General features: G+C 67.1%; 12 protein-coding genes. 4 read left to right on the forward strand and 8 right to left on the reverse strand.

From position 1 onward, the window contains the following. The first annotated feature begins 15 nt into the window (after nucleotides 1-15). The 3 genes from E3T29_RS14945 to E3T29_RS14955 all read left to right on the forward strand — a co-directional run bounded on the left by E3T29_RS14945 (nucleotide 16) and on the right by E3T29_RS14955 (nucleotide 3,032). Entirely contained in the window at nucleotides 16-1,401 is a 1,386-nt protein-coding gene (locus E3T29_RS14945) for an L-serine ammonia-lyase (RefSeq protein WP_104089464.1), read from the forward strand. Nucleotides 1,402-1,578: 177 nt separating this feature from the next. After that, nucleotides 1,579-1,998 (forward strand): LysM domain-containing protein, encoded by a 420-nt coding sequence (locus E3T29_RS14950; protein WP_134346371.1) that lies wholly within the window; start codon nucleotides 1,579-1,581, stop codon nucleotides 1,996-1,998. Nucleotides 1,999-2,090: 92 nt separating this feature from the next. Continuing rightward, the gene (locus E3T29_RS14955; protein WP_134346372.1) at nucleotides 2,091-3,032 is read left to right on the forward strand and encodes a sulfurtransferase; all 942 of its coding nucleotides are present in this window, start codon (nucleotides 2,091-2,093) and stop codon (nucleotides 3,030-3,032) included. Nucleotides 3,033-3,169: 137 nt separating this feature from the next. Here E3T29_RS14955 and E3T29_RS14960 read toward each other — a convergent pair whose 3' ends face one another. After that, nucleotides 3,170-5,668 (reverse strand): RNA helicase, encoded by a 2,499-nt coding sequence (locus E3T29_RS14960; RefSeq protein ID WP_134346373.1) that lies wholly within the window; start codon nucleotides 5,666-5,668, stop codon nucleotides 3,170-3,172. 246 nt (nucleotides 5,669-5,914) lie between these two features. Here E3T29_RS14960 and E3T29_RS14965 point away from each other — a divergent pair, with 246 nt between their 5' ends. Continuing rightward, the gene (locus E3T29_RS14965; protein ID WP_134346374.1) at nucleotides 5,915-7,552 is read left to right on the forward strand and encodes a molybdopterin-dependent oxidoreductase; all 1,638 of its coding nucleotides are present in this window, start codon (nucleotides 5,915-5,917) and stop codon (nucleotides 7,550-7,552) included. Nucleotides 7,553-7,613: 61 nt separating this feature from the next. On the opposite strand, the gene E3T29_RS19730 is transcribed toward E3T29_RS14965, so the two are convergent. The 7 genes from E3T29_RS19730 to E3T29_RS14995 form a co-directional block, all read right to left on the reverse strand. After that, nucleotides 7,614-7,772 carry a hypothetical protein gene (locus E3T29_RS19730; RefSeq protein WP_166792426.1) on the reverse strand — a complete coding sequence of 53 codons (159 nt, stop codon included), beginning with the start codon at nucleotides 7,770-7,772 and terminating at the stop codon, nucleotides 7,614-7,616. Between the two features lie 101 nt (nucleotides 7,773-7,873). Beyond that, the gene (locus E3T29_RS14970) at nucleotides 7,874-8,827 is read right to left on the reverse strand and encodes a ferritin-like domain-containing protein (protein WP_134346375.1); all 954 of its coding nucleotides are present in this window, start codon (nucleotides 8,825-8,827) and stop codon (nucleotides 7,874-7,876) included. Between the two features lie 222 nt (nucleotides 8,828-9,049). Further along, complete coding sequence (tatC, locus tag E3T29_RS14975) at nucleotides 9,050-9,805, reverse strand: twin-arginine translocase subunit TatC (protein WP_134346376.1); 756 nt, start codon at nucleotides 9,803-9,805, stop codon at nucleotides 9,050-9,052. Nucleotides 9,806-9,870: 65 nt separating this feature from the next. After that, a complete protein-coding gene (gene tatA / locus E3T29_RS14980; RefSeq protein WP_134346377.1) occupies nucleotides 9,871-10,083 on the reverse strand; it encodes a twin-arginine translocase TatA/TatE family subunit in 213 nt (70 codons plus the stop codon). A gap of 128 nt (nucleotides 10,084-10,211) precedes the next feature. Beyond that, nucleotides 10,212-11,864, reverse strand: a complete 1,653-nt coding sequence (locus tag E3T29_RS14985) for an FAD-dependent oxidoreductase (RefSeq protein ID WP_134346378.1) — start codon at nucleotides 11,862-11,864, stop codon at nucleotides 10,212-10,214. Continuing rightward, on the reverse strand, nucleotides 11,857-14,016 hold the full coding sequence (locus E3T29_RS14990; protein ID WP_134346379.1) for a molybdopterin oxidoreductase family protein: 2,160 nt from the start codon (nucleotides 14,014-14,016) through the stop codon (nucleotides 11,857-11,859). Before E3T29_RS14990 ends, E3T29_RS14985 begins: the two co-directional genes overlap by 8 nt. Before the next feature lie 6 nt (nucleotides 14,017-14,022). After that, entirely contained in the window at nucleotides 14,023-15,435 is a 1,413-nt protein-coding gene (locus E3T29_RS14995; RefSeq protein WP_134346380.1) for an MFS transporter, read from the reverse strand. Between the last annotated feature and the right edge of the window lie 97 nt (nucleotides 15,436-15,532).

Consider the following 15,532-nt stretch of genomic DNA (forward strand, 5'->3'; position numbering starts at 1 on the left):
CGTACCATGAAGACCGTGACAGCGTACGTCTCAGCCCTGGACCTCTTTTCCATCGGAATCGGCCCGTCTAGTTCCCACACGGTGGGTCCGATGCGTGCTGCCCGCGTTTTCGCCGAAGACCTCGTGGCGACCGGCCGTCTGGCCGAGGTGGGACGCATCCGCTGTTCCCTCTTCGGATCGCTCGGGTCAACCGGTCTCGGCCACGGTACGCCCGACGCCGTCCTCGCCGGGCTGACCGGGCTGCGCCCGGAGACCTGCGACCCCGACCAGGTGCGTTTCGCCTGGTCCGGCCTGCGCGATGGCGCCACCCTCACTCTGCTCGGTGGGCACCGTATTCCGATCAGCACGAGCGACGTGCGCTTCGAGCCGCGCACCCGTCTGCCCGGCCACCCCAACGCGCTCACCCTCTCGGCCTGGGCGACCGACAGCGCAACGGATGCCCCGCCCCTGCTCGAGGAGACCTTCTATTCGATCGGTGGCGGGTTCATCCGCCGCGGCACCGAACGCTCGAGCGCACAGGCCCGTGTCGCTCAACCACTCCCCTACGATTCCAGTGCCGAATTGCTCGCCCTGTGTGACGCGCACGAGCTCACCATCTGCGAGGTTGCCCGCCGCAACGAGGAAGCGATCCACGGTGCCGCAACGCTCGACGCGGGCCTCGACGCCATTTGGGATGCCATGCACACCTGCGTCGACGCCGGGCTCAGTCACACGGGGCTGCTGCCGGGGGGCCTCAAGGTCAAGCGTCGGGCCGCGGCGGTACGTATGCGCCTGGAGGAATATGACGGGCTGCCGCTGCGCGACCGCGATACCTCCACCGAGTGGTTGCACGCCTTCGCGCTCGCGGTGAACGAGGAAAACGCGGCTGGCGGCCGGGTGGTCACCGCACCGACCAACGGGGCGGCCGGCATCATCCCGGCCGTCGGTCACTACTACCTGCGCTTCGTTCCCGGAGCGGATGCCGCCGGCATCCGTCGGTATCTGCTCACGGCTGTGGCCATCGGTTCCCTGGTCAAAGCCAACGCGTCGATCTCCGGAGCCGAGGGCGGCTGCCAGGCCGAGGTGGGCGCGGCCTGCGCCATGGCCTCCGGCGCGCTCTGCGCTGTGCTCGGCGGCACTCCGCGACAGGTGGAGAATGCGGCCGAAATTGCCATGGAACACCATTTGGGGCTCACCTGCGATCCGGTCGGGGGCCTCGTGCAGGTGCCCTGCATCGAGCGCAACGCCATTGCCTCGTCGACCGCGGTGTCGGCAGCCCGGCTGGCGCTGCACGGCGACGGAACCCACCTGGTCTCGCTCGACACCGTGATCGAGACCATGCGGCAGACCGGACTTGACATGATGACGAAGTACAAGGAAACCAGCGAGGGCGGGCTCGCCGTGAACGTCATCGAGTGCTGACGGACACCCCTGAATGGGGGTAGTCAGCTCCGTGTTGCCGCCATGTCGGCAGCCTAAACTGGCTGAACGCGTGCATCGACGATGTCGCATCGCGCCTCTTGAAAGGGTTGAACCATTCGCAGCACACTCGCACGCCGCCCGTGGGGCATCATCGTCGCCACTCTCCTGCTCGTGGCGATGGCTGGCTGTGCCGGCGAACCGGCTCCGGCCGTCACTGTGACCATCACCCCGGCCGTCACGCCGACGCCCACACCGAGTCCCACGCCGACACCGACGCCCGTTCCCACCGAGGAGGCGGCGCTGATTCCGAACCCGACGGTGCCCGACCTCGTTCCCAACGCAGAGCCGGTGCCGCTCCCGCAGGGGCCGGCGGCTGACCAGGGCGCTACGCCTGGAGCCCGCGGCACCACGACCGCCGACGGTGCGGGCGCACTACTCACCTACACCGTCGTCGAAGGCGACGCGTTCTTCGACATAGCTCAGCGGTTCAATATTCCGGTGCAATTGCTGCTCACCATGAACCCCTCGGTACCGGGGCTCGGCGAAAACATCTACATCAAGCAGGTCATCAACCTGGACTGGACCACGACGCGCTAACCGGCCGGAGTTTCACCGGCCACTGTGTCGCCGGATGACTCGACCCGGCACCGGTTCCGTCGGCTGTCGGCGGCCCCCGCTAGCCTTGCACCATGAGTTCTCCCGTTCCGCCTTCGCGCCTTGTGTCCAGCCCCGTTGTCTCCAGCCCCGTTGTCTCGACCCAGTGGCTTGCCGATCATCTCGGTTCCGACAACCTGGTCATTCTCGACGCCACCGTGTTTGCGCTAGCCCCGTCCACGACCGAGTCGGGGGCGGCGGGTCCCCGCTACCTCAGCGGTCGTGACGATTACCTCACCAAGGGGCACATTCCCGGGGCCGTGTTCGCCGACCTGTTCGACGTCTTTTCCGACCCGGCCGGTGAATTTGATTTCTCCCGGCCGAACGCCGACCTGTTCGAGAAGGCGGCGGCATCCGTCGGTATCGACAACGGCACGACCGTAGTCGTCTACGACGCCGTGGTCGGCCAGTGGGCGGCCCGCATCTGGTGGTTGTTCCGCGCCTTTGGCTACGACGATGTCGCCGTGCTCGACGGCGGCCTCACCAAGTGGCACGCCGAAACACGCCCCTTTGCGACCGGCGGCGTGCGTCCGCGGGTTGTCGGCGGGTTCACGGCAGCGCCGCGTCCCGAGCTGTGGGTCGACAAGAGCTTCGTCGAGTCCATCGTGGCAGGCGTAGCGGATGCCGCCCTCGTCTGCTCCCTGCCGCCGGCGGAATTCGCCGGCACGGCCGGGTCCCGCTCGCGGGCCGGGCACATCCCCGGCAGCATCAGCCTGCCGGCCAGCACGCTCGTGGATCCTGCCACGAACGCGTTCCTGCGCGGTGACCAGCTCGATGCAACGCTTTCCCCGGCCGTCACGGCTTCAGCGGCGGGTGCGTCGGGTCACCTCGTCACCTACTGCGGCGGCGGTATCGCCGCGGCAGCGAGTGCTCTCGCGCTCATCCGCGCCGGTAACGAGCACGTATCGATCTACGACGGCTCGCTCAACGAGTGGGCCGCCGACGCCGCGGCGCCGCTGAACGCGCCCGGCGCGTAGCCCACAGCACCCGCGCCAACGCCCGCCGCGGATGAGCGCGCCGGAATTCGGTGGCCGCTAGGTCGGTTCGTTAGCGGCCACCGAGATCGGGCACAGTCCTGGGCAGATCCACTGGCACGCGCCTGCGCGACGCCGCGCTAGAGGCGATTCACCCCGGTGACGCGCACGACCGCCGCGCCGAGCTCGTCGGAATCGGCCAGGTTCACGCTCGCGCTGATCCCCCAGTCGTGGTCGCCGGCCGGGTCGTCGAGAATCTGCCGCACGGTCCACTCCTCGACGCCCTCCCCGATCATGAGCAGGTCGGAGCTGCGCGCGTTGCCGCCGGTGAGTAGCTCGTCGTGCTCGGCGAAGTAGCCGTCCATCGCGTCTGCCCAGACATCGGCCGAGTAGCCATGCTCGCGATCGAGTTCACCGAGCTCGTCGTAGTGTTCCAGCGCGGCCAACTGCACCCGACGGAACAGCTCGTTGCGCACCAGAATGCGGAAGGCCCGCACGTTGGTGGTCAGGCGGCGAGGCGGCGGCGGCAGGATCGCGTGGGCATCCGCTTCGTGCGCGGCTAGGTCGGGGTGCAGCAGCTCTTCCCACTCGTCGAGCAGGCTCGAGTCCACCTGACGCACGAGTTCGCCGAGCCATTCGATGAGGTCGAGCAAGTCTTCGCTCTTGGCCTCGTCGGGAATGGTCTGCCGCGCGGCCCGATAGGCGTCCGAGAGGTAGCGCAACACCACGCCCTCGCTGCGGGCCAGCTTGTAGAACGCGATGAACTCGCCGAACGACATCGCCCGCTCATACATATCGCGCACCACGGACTTGGGCCGGAGCTCGAAGTCCGCGATCCACGGCTGCGAAGCCTTATAGGTGTCGAAGGTGTAGTTCAACAGTTCTTCGAGCGGCTTGGGGTGCGTGATCTCCTCGAGCAGCGCCATCCGCTCGTCGTATTCGATGCCCTCGCGCTTCATCGCGTTCACGGCCTCACCCCGGGCGGCAAACTGTTGCCCCATGAGCACGGGCCGCGGGTTGTCGAGGGTCGACTCCAGAATCGAGATCATGTCGAGCGAGTAGGTAGGCGATTCCGGGTCGAGCAGTTCGAACGCGGCCAGCGCAAACGGTGACAGCGGCTGGTTGAGCGCAAAATTCGCCTGCAGGTCAACGGTCAAACGGATGCTGCCGCTCGCGCTCTGCTCCACAATTCCAGCTTCACGCAGGGTCTTGTAGATGCCCAGGGCGCGTCGGGCTAACACCAGCTGGCGGCGCCACGGTTCGTGGTTGTCGAAGACCAGGGAGTGCACGTGGGCGAAGGCATCGCCGCCGCGCCCGATCACGTTGATGAGCATCGCCGCGGTCATCTGCATGGAGGGCGACAGGGTCTCGGGTTCGGCATCGACCAGACGGCGAAAGCTTGGTTCGCCCCAGGACACGAAGCCGTCCGGCGCCTTTTTGCGCACGATCTTGCGCTTCTTCTTCGGGTCGTCGCCGGCCTTCTCGATGGCCTTGAGGTTCTCGCTCTCGTGCTCCGGCGCCTGGATGACCACCGTGCCAGCCGTGTCGTAGCCGGCCCGCCCGGCCCTCCCGGCGATTTGGTGAAACTCCCGCACGTTCACCTGGCGCATTTTCACGCCGTCGTATTTGGTGAGGGCGGTGAACAGCACGGTGCGAATCGGTACGTTGATGCCGACGCCGAGGGTGTCCGTGCCGCAGATCACCCGCAGGTAGCCGCGCTGCGCGAGCTGCTCGACCAGCCGCCGATACTTGGGCAGCATGCCGGCGTGGTGCACGCCGATTCCCATGCGGATGAGCCGCGACAGGGTCTTGCCGAAACTCGTCGTGAACCGGAACTCGCCGATCAGTTCGGCGATGACGTCGCGCTGTTCACGAGTGGCGACCTTGGCGCTCGCGAGGGCCTGCGCGCGTTCCAGGGCGGCCGCCTGGGAGAAATGCACGATGTAGACCGGCGCTTTGTCGGTGTGCAGCAGCTCTTCGACCGTTTCATGCACCGGCGTCTGCTCGTAGTAGTAGCTGAGCGGGACCGGGCGTTCCACCCCGGTGACGACGGCGGTTGGCCGCCCGGTGCGCCGGGTCAGGTCGTCACTGATGAATTTCACGTCGCCGAGGGTGGCCGACATGAGGATGAACTGCACGCGCGGCAGGAGCAACAGCGGTACCTGCCAGGCCCAGCCGCGTTCCGGGTCGCCGTAGAAATGGAACTCGTCCATCACGACGAGGTCGACCTCGGTGTCTTCGCCGTTACGCAGTGCCAGGTTGGCGAGAATCTCGGCGGTGCAGCAGATGATCGGGGCGTCGGCGTTGACGCTCGAGTCGCCGGTCATCATGCCGACGTTCTCGGCGCCGAAGGTTTCGACCAGGGAGAAGAACTTCTCGCTCACGAGGGCTTTGATTGGCGCGGTGTAGAAGCTGCGCTTGCCGGCCGAGAGCGCGGCGAAGTGCGCGCCGACGGCCACGAGCGACTTGCCGGTTCCGGTCGGGGTGCTGAGGATCAGGTTGGCCCCGGAGACGATCTCGATGACCGCCTCCTCCTGGGCCGGGTACAGGGTGAGGCCTTGGTCGGTCGCCCAGGATTCGAACGCCTCGAAGAGAACGTCGGGGTCGGTTTCGTTTTCGAGGCGCACAAGCAAAGACATAGTCCCTTAACACTGCACTACTTCTGCCGCTCCCGCCCACGAACGGTACCCACGCCGTCCCTCCCCCGTGGCTAATTCCGGAAATCCCCTCGGAAAGGTGCACGAAGGCGGGGCAATCGGTCATTTCATCGCCGATCTCCTGACTTAGCCACCAAACCCGGAGCCAAGATGTGACGGATGTCTGACGAAACCGGCGCGGACCCCGGGCAGAGTGCTAATCACAGCCGCCGGTTCTAGGCTGGCTGCATGGTTTATGTCACCCCCGATACCGCTGCGGCTCGGACCCCCCGCCGCGCCCGGGCCCTCTGGCGCCCGGCGGCCGCGGGACTCGCCGCAGCCCTGGCCGGCCTGGGCCTGGCCGAGCTGACTGCCGCATGGATCGCCCCCGGCGCGAGCCCGGTGCTGACCGTCGGCGCGCTCGTCATCAACATTGTTCCGCCCGGTGTCAAAGAACTCGTGATCGGCTTGTTCGGCACGGCCGACAAGTTCGTGCTCATCGTCACCATCGTGCTCGTGCTGGCCGTGGTCGCCGCTCTGGCCGGCATTCTTGAATCGAGGCGTCCACCGTTTGGCCGTCTGCTTGTCGTGCTGATCGGCGCGATCGCCCTGTTCGCGGCGCTCTCCCGCTCAAGCGCCTCCACCCTAGACGCGGTGCCGGCGGTTGTCGCCATGGGGGTCGCCGCGATCGCGCTGACCTTCCTCACCACGAGGCTGCCGACACTTCGAGCCACCGAGAGCACCGCCGCCACACCCGACGGGGCGCTCGAACTGGGCGCACCCTTTGACACCTCGGACCGCGCCGAGACGCCCGGCCCCGACCGCCGCCGCTTTCTCGTCTACACCGGCGTCGCTGCGGGCATCGGGCTGCTCGCCCTGGTCGGCGGCCAGCTCAGCGCCGCAGCGACCAGGGCAGCGGATGCCGCGCGCGCGTTATTCACGCTGCCAGCGGCATCCGTTCGGCAGGCCGCAATACCGGCCGGGGCGAGCCTCGACGTGGCGGGCATCACCCCGCTGATCACGCCGAACGCGGACTTCTATCGCATCGACACCGCCCTGAGCGTGCCGCGGATCGACCCCACGACCTGGCGGCTGAGAGTCACCGGCATGGTCGAGAATGAGGTCGAGATCGACTTCGCCGAGCTGCTCGCGCTGCCACTCGAGGAGAGCACGACCACCCTGGCCTGTGTGTCGAACTACGTCGGCGGCGACCTGATCGGTAATGCCACCTGGCTCGGCTACCCGATTCGCGAGCTGCTGGCCCGCGCCACGCCCACGAGCGGGGCGGATATGGTGCTCTCCACAAGCGAGGACGGCTTCACGGCCGGCACCCCGATCGAAGCGCTGACCGACGGTCGCAACGCCATTCTTGCCGTGGGTATGAACGGCGAACCACTGCCGCTCGAGCACGGCTACCCGGTGCGCATGGTCGTGCCCGGGCTGTATGGCTACGTCTCGGCCACGAAGTGGGTCGTCGATCTCAAACTCACCCGATTCGACCAGGAACAGGGCTACTGGACTCCGCGCGGCTGGTCCGAACTCGGCCCGGTCAAGCTGTCCTCCCGGGTCGACGTGCCGCGCGACGGCACCTCGGTGCCCGCCGGATCCGTCGTCATCGCCGGCGTCGCCTGGTCGCAGCACGTGGGAGTGAGCAGTGTCTCCGTGCAGATCGACGACGGCCCGTGGAAGGACGCCACCCTCGCCGACGTGATCTCCGTCGACACCTGGCGGCAGTGGGCCTACACCTGGAGCGATGCGACCATCGGTAACCATACCGTCAAGGTGCGGGCAACGGATGCCGAGGGTCTCGTGCAAACGTCAGCCACTGCCGACGTCGCGCCCGACGGGGCCACCGGACTGCACGAGATCTCGGTGTCCGTCTCGTAAGTGACGCGCTGGGCGCAGGTTTGCCTGCCGAGCTCATGATTGAACCTGCACCCGGGCCGGTCTAGCGGGGGCGAAGCACCGCGATCGGCACGGTGCAGCCAGCCTTGTGCTCGTAGGGCGCGAAGAACGACGCCTTTGCCACGATCACGTCGCGCCACAGCGTCGCCCGCTCGGCCTCAGCGGCCACCGGCACCGTCACTGTCAGTGTTCGCGGCCCCACCTGCACTTCCGCGTCACGCGCGACGCTGGAGCTGCGCCAGTACGCCGGAGTTTCGCCTCCCGCGTACTGGCGCAACTCCCGCGCGCTTTGGTAATGACGGGCTAGCCGTTGGCACCGCTGGTGTTGATGACACCGTTCACGCCGGCCGGGAAGAACCCGCCCGACCGCACCGGAGCCGCGTTGAGATAGGTGATGTTGAGCACCTGGGCGGCGCTGCGGCTGAACGCCAGGCCATTGGCGTCGGTCGGCACGAGGTTCGACTTCGAGGCGTTGCCGATGCCTTGGTCGAGGTCGGTCGGGCCGTCGACGGCGTCGCGCACATCGGAGATCGCCTGCACGGTCGTGTACACCGAGGGCAGTGCCACACCGAGCGCGTAGAGCGTGCTGCGGATGACGCCGGCGTGGTAGGCCTCGACCGCGAGCAGGCCGGCGGCCGCTTCGAGGTAGGTCTTGTTCGAGATCAGTGGCGCCGCGCCCTTGTAGGCGGTGACTCCGACGTCTTCGAAGATGAACGCGCCGAACAGAAAGTTCGCCTCGTTCGCGTACACGTCGAATTTCTGTCCGGGCTTGACCAGTCCGGCCGCCTGGGCGGCGGCGGTGAAGCTCGCGTCGAGGTTGATCTTGGGGCGTGACACGGCGACGCTACCGAGCGCGGACCGCAGGAAGGCCACGTGAGCTTTCTCGTCGGCGGCGATCTCGGCGGCGTACTTCTTGATGATCGACGTCTTGAAGTGCACCATCCGACCACCGGTCACGCCGCCGCGGGTACCGGTTCCGGTCGTCATGCTGTCGGGCAGCCCGCTGCCGGTCGTAGCCCGCAGATAGAACTCTGCCTCGAGGTACTCGAGATTGAGTGCGAAGTTCAAAATGGACGCGTCACTCGGCGCGGCTGCCGGGCCGGTCGATTCCGCGGCCAAAGCCGGTGAGCCAGTGGCGAGCATGGCTGCTCCCACACCGAACCCGGCCACACCAGCCGCCCGCAGAAAGTTTCGGCGGTCCGAAGAATTCTCTGCACTGCGGTTGATAGCGCTGGTAATGAAACCCTGATCAAACATTCTTGTTCTCCTGTCGATTGGCGAATGTGCCGGGTGGGTCTGAAGTAACAACGGCAACCTACCCGCTCAAATCAATCTCCCGGATGGCTGGACACGGACGTAAGCAAACGATAAGAATTATGCTCACTTTGTAGGTTTGTGCGTTCTGTATGTTTTCCGGCGCGACTAAACGCCAGCAGAGCGGATGCCGGCAGCCCGCGCCCGCTCGTGCCAGCTAGCGAGTCAGAGCAGGAGCCCGTCGCTGCCGACCGGGGGTAGCCGGCGAGCCACCCGGCGATCGTGGAGCACCGCGATACCGTAGGCGGCGAAGTAGAGCACCACCATGGGAATGGCGAGCAGGAACATCGACACCAGGTCGGCGGCCGGGGTCGCGATGGCGGTGAACAGAATAATGACGAGCATCGCCACGCGCCAGGATTTGATGATGGAGCGCGCGCTGATCACCCCGGCGAAGTTCAGCAGCACGATGAACACCGGCAGCACGAACGCGATTCCGATGGCGATCATGAGCTTGAGCACGAAGTCGAAGTAGTTCTGCGCGTTGATGAGCGCAGCATCCTGTCGGGGCGCAAAGCTCGTCATGAGCTCGACCACGTGCGGCAGCACGTACCAACCGGCCGCGCACCCGGAAAGAAACAGCGGCACGGCAGTGAAGAAGAAACCGAAGGTGTACTGCTTTTCCTTGCGGGTAAGCCCGGGGGTGAGAAACGCGAAAATCTGGTAGAGCCACATCGGGCTCGAGACGATCAGGCCGACATAGAACGAGATGCGCAGTTTGAGGTCGAACGCACTCGTAATGTCGGGGTAGTTGATCTGCGCGTTGCGATTCTGGGCTCGCACGATCGCGTAGATCGGCTCGCGCAGGCCGTCCCAGACGAAACTCGACAGAAACCAGCCGGCGATCGCACCGACCAGGATGCCGAGGGCCGCCAGAAAGAGCCGCTTGCGCAACTCCAGCAGGTGCTGTCCGAGAGACATCTTGCCTGTGCGCTTGTTTGCACCTTTATCCGGGGCGCTCCGCACCCCCTGCACGACCATCTGGCCTAGACCTTCGGGTTCGGCGTGCCGCTCGAATCGGTGCCGGAGCTGCTGTCGGTCGATGTTTCCTCGGTGCGCTCCGGGGTGATCTCGCTCTTGAAGATCTTCATCGACTGACCGAGACTGCGGGCGAGCCCTGGCAGTTTCGGAGCGCCGAACAAGAGCAGAATCACGACGAGAATGATCAGAAAATGCCATCCGGTCAGGTTACTGAGCATGTAAATTCTCCCTCGAATCAAGTCGGTCGTGCAGCAGTGTAACGGCCACACCCGTGGCGAAACCGGGTAAAGCTCAGCATTTTCTTGGGTTGTAACATTTTCCCTAGAAATCCGGGAGAAACGGATGCCTACCCGGCTGTTCCAGCGGCGGGTTCGGACGTGGCGAAGCGCTCGAGAACGTCGATGATGCGCATTTTGCAGCCGCCGCATCCGGTGCCGGCCCTGGTGGCCGAGCTGATGCAGGCAACGCTGGTGTTGCCGGCCGCGGCCGAGTCGGCGATGGCTCCGACCGTGACCCCGTTGCACCAGCACACGGTCGCACCCGGGTCGAACGCACTGCCCGCGGAGGGCTCGTAGTCCGGCCCGTCGTAGCGCAGCAGTACGGAGCGATCGGCTGGCAGTTCGCTGCCGCGCTCGAACAGCAGCGTCAGTTCGGCGGCGGTGCGCGGCATGCCGACGCAGACGAACCCCTCGAGAATACCGTCACGGGTGACCATTTTCACGTAGCGCCCGTGCTCGGGGTCGGCCCACTGCGAGACGCTCAGGGGTGCCCCGGAGCACCCGGCAGCGTGGGCGTCGATGCTGGCGTTATCAGCGGCACGATCCCACGGGTCGGCGCCGGTGTTTCCCACCGACACGACGTCGATGCCCTCGGCCTTCAGCATGACCACGGCCGACACCGAAGCAGCCAGCGGCAACGCCGCACCCCGGCCTACCACCTCGACGGTGAATCGCGCTGCCAACCAGTCGGCCTGGCGCCAGCCCGGCCCGATCAGGCCGCTGGGCCCGCCGGAGGGCAGCGCGGTGGAAGCGCCGGCGCGAGGCGCAGGAGCCACGTGTGCGCAGTCGCCGATCGCGTAGATGCGCGGGTCTCCCCAGCTCTGTAGGTTTTCATCGACCAGGATTCCGGTCGACACCGGCAGGGCCGCCAGCTGGGCCAGCTCGATGCGGGCGCCGACACCGCAGGAGAGCAGCAGCAGGTCGCCGTGGATCTGCTTGCCGTCAGCACAGATCAGGGCGTCGAACCGGTCCACTCCGTCGTCGTCCTGGTGAAAGAGCAGGCTCTCGGCGCGAGAGTGGTTGACCATGGTCACGCCGGCCCGGCGGGCGCTCTGCGCGAGCACGCTGCCGCCGCCGCGGTCGAGGTTGCGTGCCATGGGAATCTCGCCGTGATAAACCACGCAGGCCTGGGCACCGGCGGTCGCCGCAGCGAGGGCAATCTCCATACCGAGCACGCCCGCGCCGAGCACGACGATGCGGGCTCCGGCAGTCACGGCCGCGAGCACCCGCTGCGCGTCGTCGAGGTCACGCAGCACGGTAACCCCGCGCGGGAGTGGGGCGCCGCTGGTGTCGAGGGTGGCGGCCTCCGCTGGCGGCGCCTGGCGATCGCGGCGCACGCGGGTGACGCCGTCGAGGGTGGGCACGTTGGCACGGGCGCCGGTGGCGAGCACGAGCCGGTCGTAGCGCAACAGCGTGCCATCGCTGAGCGACACCGCACGGCGACTGCGGAGGATGGCCGTGACGCTCAGGCCCAGGCGCAGGTGCACGCCGGCCTCCCGGGCGGCGAGCGTGTCGGTGATATCCAGGCTCTCCCGGTCGGCGTTGCCGACGGCATATTCGGCGATGAGCACCCGGTTGTAGGCGTCCGCGCTCTCGGCCCCGACTACGGTCAGCGTTGCCGCGCCGGCCCGCACGAGCGGCAGCAGCTCGTCGACGAAACGGGCACCGACCGGGCCGTAGCCGACCAGCACGATGTGCTCAGGGTTCCGGTGTTCAGACATGGGCGCCTGCTTCCACGAGCGCACGCACTCGAACGGTCGTCTTCTTGAATTCGGGCATACCGCTCACGGGATCGGTCTCGTCGTCCGTCAGCAGGTTGGCACGCTGATCGCCGGCAAAGTGAAACGGCAGAAAGACCGTGTCAAAGCGGATGTCGGTGCTCACCTGGGCCCGGCAGCGCACCGTTCCCCGGTCGTTGCTGACCTCGACCCAGGCCTCGTCGATGATGCCGAGCTGCTCCGCGGTAGCCGGGTGCAGCTGCAGTCGGGCCTCCGGCTGGGCATCGGCGAGCTCGCGCACCCGCCGAGTCTGGGTGCCGCTTTGGTAGTGCTCGAGCAGGCGGCCGGTGATCAGCGTGAGGGTGCCGTCGACCTGCGCCGGTGCACCGAGGCGACGGGCCTGGACGGCGACGAGGTGGGCGCGGCCGTCGGGGTGGGCAAAGCGGTCAAGAAATAGGCGGGGCGTTCCGGTGGACCCTGCGGGATACGGCCAGAAGGCCGGCTTCTCGGAGTCGAGCAGCTCATAGCTGAGCCCGGAATAGTCGGCCAGGCCTCCCGCCGACGCCCGGCAGAGTTCGTCGAACACCTCGGACGCTTCGGCGCTGAACGTTGACGCCGAGTCGAGCCGGCGAGCGAGTTCCTGCCAGATCCACAGTTCGCTGCGCACGCCCTCCGGCGCGTCGACGGCCAGGCGGCGACGGATGACGCGGCCCTCAAGCGAGGTCATCGTGCCCTCCTCTTCGGCCCACTGGGTCACCGGCAGCACGACATCGGCGAGCACCGCAGTTTCGGAGAAGAAGAAGTCGGCGACGACCAGAAAGTCGAGGGTTTTCAGGGCGGCGCGCACCCGGTCTGCGTTCGGAGCCGAGACGACCACGTTAGAGCCGTGCACGAGCAGGCAGCGGACGCCGCCCGGCTCGCCCAGCGCGCTGAGCAGCTCGACCGCGGGAAGCCCAACGCCGGGCAGGCTATCGGGGTCGACACCCCAGACCCCAGCGACATGCGCGCGGGCGGCGGGATCGTTGATCTTGCGGTAGCCGGGCAGCTGGTCGCATTTCTGCCCGTGTTCACGTCCACCCTGCCCGTTGCCCTGGCCGGTGAGCGTGCCGTAGCCAGAGTGCGTCGTGCCAACAAGGCCGAGCACCAGGCTGAGATTGATCGCGGCGGTGGCCGTGTCGGTGCCATCGGCGTGCTGCTCGACGCCCCGCCCGGTGAGGATGTAGGTGCCGCTGCCGGTCGCTGCTCCGCGCGCAGCCCCGCCAGCGAGGCGCCGGGCTAGTTCACGCAGCTGCCAGACCGGCACGCCGGTCTGTTCCTGTACCCGGGCCGGCCACCACTGGCTCACGCTGCGGCGCACCGCGTCGAAGCCCGTGGTGCGGCTCGCCAGATAATCGAGGTCGGCGAGTTTCTCGGCGATGACGATGTGGGTCAGGCCGAGCAGCAGCACGAGGTCGCTGCCGGGGGTCGGCTGCACGTGCCTGCCGGCGCCGTCGTCGGTGAGTCGGGCGGTCGCGGTGCGGCGGGGGTCGACGACCACGAGGCCGCCAGCGGCGCGGGCGCCCTCGAGGTGGCCGATGAACGGCGGCATGGTCTGCGCCACGTTGGAGCCGAGAATCAAAATGGTGTCGGCCGTGTCGAGCTCGTCGACCCGAAACGGCAATCCCCGGTCGAGGCCGAACGCCCGGTTTCCCGCGGCGGCGGCGCTCGACATGCAAAACCGGCCGTTGTAGTCGATGCGGCTGGAACGAAGCGCCACTCGGGTGAACTTGCCGAGCTGGTAGGCCTTCTCGTTGGTCAGGCCGCCGCCGCCGAACGCGCCGACCGCGTCAGCCCCGTGTTCCGCCCGGGCCTCGCGGAGTTTCGAGGCGACGAGGTCGAGTGCGTCGCTCCAGGAGGCCGGCTCGAAGGTACCGTCAGCCTGTCGCAGCAGGGGTTCGAGAATGCGGTCCGGCGATGTGAGCAGTTCAGCGGAGGTCCAGCCCTTCTTGCACAGGCCCCCGCGGTTGGTCGGAAACTCCCGGCCCGTGACCGTCACGACTGCGGTGGCCTGCGAAACGGATGCTGCGGCATCCGTTTCAACCGGCGTTTCGACCGGGGTCAGCGTCATCGCGCACTGCAGGGCGCAGTACGGGCAGTGGGTTCGGGCCACGGGCATGGGTTCCTAGATCTTCTGGCCGGCGACGGACGAGCCGCGGCGGAGGTAGACGAAGGCGGTGACACACATCATGACGACGTAGGCCATGGCGAAGGCGTAGATCGCGCTGGAGTAGTCGCCGGTCGTTGTCTTGGAGTGGCCGAGCACCTGCGGGATGATGAATCCGCCGTAGGCTCCGACAGCCGAGATGAGGCCGAGAGCTGCTGCCGTCTTGCGTTGGGTGTTGACGTCACCCGAGTTCTGGTGGGCGTCGTTCACTCCGCTCTTGGCCGAGAACACGCTCGGAATCATACGGTAGGTCGAGCCGTTGCCGATTCCGGTGGCGACGAAGATCAGCAGGAAGCTGCCGAGGAACGCCCAGAAGTTTCCGAGCGGCAGCACCGCGACCACCACGAGGGCACCGACGGCCATGACGCCGAAGGCAGCGACGGTGACGGATGCCCCGCCAAAGCGGTCGGCGAGGCGTCCGCCGGCCGGGCGTGCCAGCGAACCGACCAAGGCGCCGATGAAGGCGAGCGACAGCGAGGCGGACGCGACCTGGAAGGTGGAGTAGGCGGGGAACTGGTCGGCGATGAGCTTCGGGAAGACGCTCGCGAAGCCGATGAAGGAACCGAAGGTGCCGATGTAGAGCACGGCGAGAATCCAGAAGTGCGGCTCCTTCACTGCGGCGATGGATCCGGCGAAGTCGGCCTTGGCGTTGGTGAGGTTGTCCATGTGCTTCCAGGCGCCCCACATGGCCACCAGGATGAACGGGATCCAGAACCAGCCGGCGAGCGAGATATTGAGCGTGCCGACAGCGCCGAGGGTGATCACGATCGGCACGATGAGCTGGGCCATCGAAGCGCCGAGGTTGCCGCCGGCCGCGTTCAGGCCGAGCGCGTAGCCCTTCTGACTCTGCGGGTAGAAGTAGGTGATGTTCGACATCGAGCTGGCGAAGTTGCCGCCGCCGAAGCCGGCGAGCGCGGCGACGAACAGCATGACGCCAAACGGGGTGTCCGGGTTGCCGACGCAGAAGCCGAGAGCGATCGACGGGATCAACAGCAGTCCGGCCGAGATGATCGTCCAGTTGCGGCCACCGAACTTGGGGACCAGGAAGGTGTACGGGAAGCGCAGCGTGGCGCCGACGAGGCTCGGCATGGAGATGAGCCAGAACACCTCGGCGGTGGAGAAGGTGAAGCCGGCGGCCGGCAGCGACACGACGACGATGCTCCAGAGCTGCCAGACCACGAAACCGAGGAACTCGGCGAAGATCGACCATTTCAGGTTGCGGGAGGCGATGAGTTTGCCACCCTGTTGCCACTGCTTCTTGTTCTCGGGGTTCCAATTGTCGATCCATCGACCCGGACGGTGCACCAGCACCGCCTCATCGGTACTGGGTGCGGTGGTGCCTGGTGCTGATTCAACGGTGCTGGATGTCATCGAAATCCCCTCAGGAGGTGGTGCAGAGCTGCAGGCAGCCCGGGCGGCTTCCCTGCTTCGACGTTAGCCAGCGCGTGTTTCCGGCCAACGTGGCACC

The sequence above is a fragment of the Cryobacterium sp. TMT1-66-1 genome (assembly GCF_004403435.1).
GTDB lineage: Bacteria > Actinomycetota > Actinomycetes > Actinomycetales > Microbacteriaceae > Cryobacterium > Cryobacterium flavum.

Bases quoted from the DNA above. Each gene is read 5' to 3' on its own strand.
- tatC (WP_134346376.1), bottom strand. From the start codon at position 9,805: ATGTCTCTCGGACAGCACCTGCTGGAGTTGCGCAAGCGGCTCTTTCTG.
- E3T29_RS14960 (WP_134346373.1), bottom strand. From the start codon at position 5,668: ATGTCTTTGCTTGTGCGCCTCGAAAACGAAACCGACCCCGACGTTCTC.
- tatA (WP_134346377.1), bottom strand. From the start codon at position 10,083: ATGCTCAGTAACCTGACCGGATGGCATTTTCTGATCATTCTCGTCGTG.
- E3T29_RS14965 (WP_134346374.1), top strand. From the start codon at position 5,915: ATGGTTTATGTCACCCCCGATACCGCTGCGGCTCGGACCCCCCGCCGC.
- E3T29_RS14970 (WP_134346375.1), bottom strand. From the start codon at position 8,827: ATGTTTGATCAGGGTTTCATTACCAGCGCTATCAACCGCAGTGCAGAG.
- E3T29_RS14950 (WP_134346371.1), top strand. From the start codon at position 1,579: ATGGCTGGCTGTGCCGGCGAACCGGCTCCGGCCGTCACTGTGACCATC.
- E3T29_RS14995 (WP_134346380.1), bottom strand. From the start codon at position 15,435: ATGACATCCAGCACCGTTGAATCAGCACCAGGCACCACCGCACCCAGT.
- E3T29_RS14955 (WP_134346372.1), top strand. From the start codon at position 2,091: ATGAGTTCTCCCGTTCCGCCTTCGCGCCTTGTGTCCAGCCCCGTTGTC.
- E3T29_RS14985 (WP_134346378.1), bottom strand. From the start codon at position 11,864: ATGTCTGAACACCGGAACCCTGAGCACATCGTGCTGGTCGGCTACGGC.
- E3T29_RS14990 (WP_134346379.1), bottom strand. From the start codon at position 14,016: ATGCCCGTGGCCCGAACCCACTGCCCGTACTGCGCCCTGCAGTGCGCG.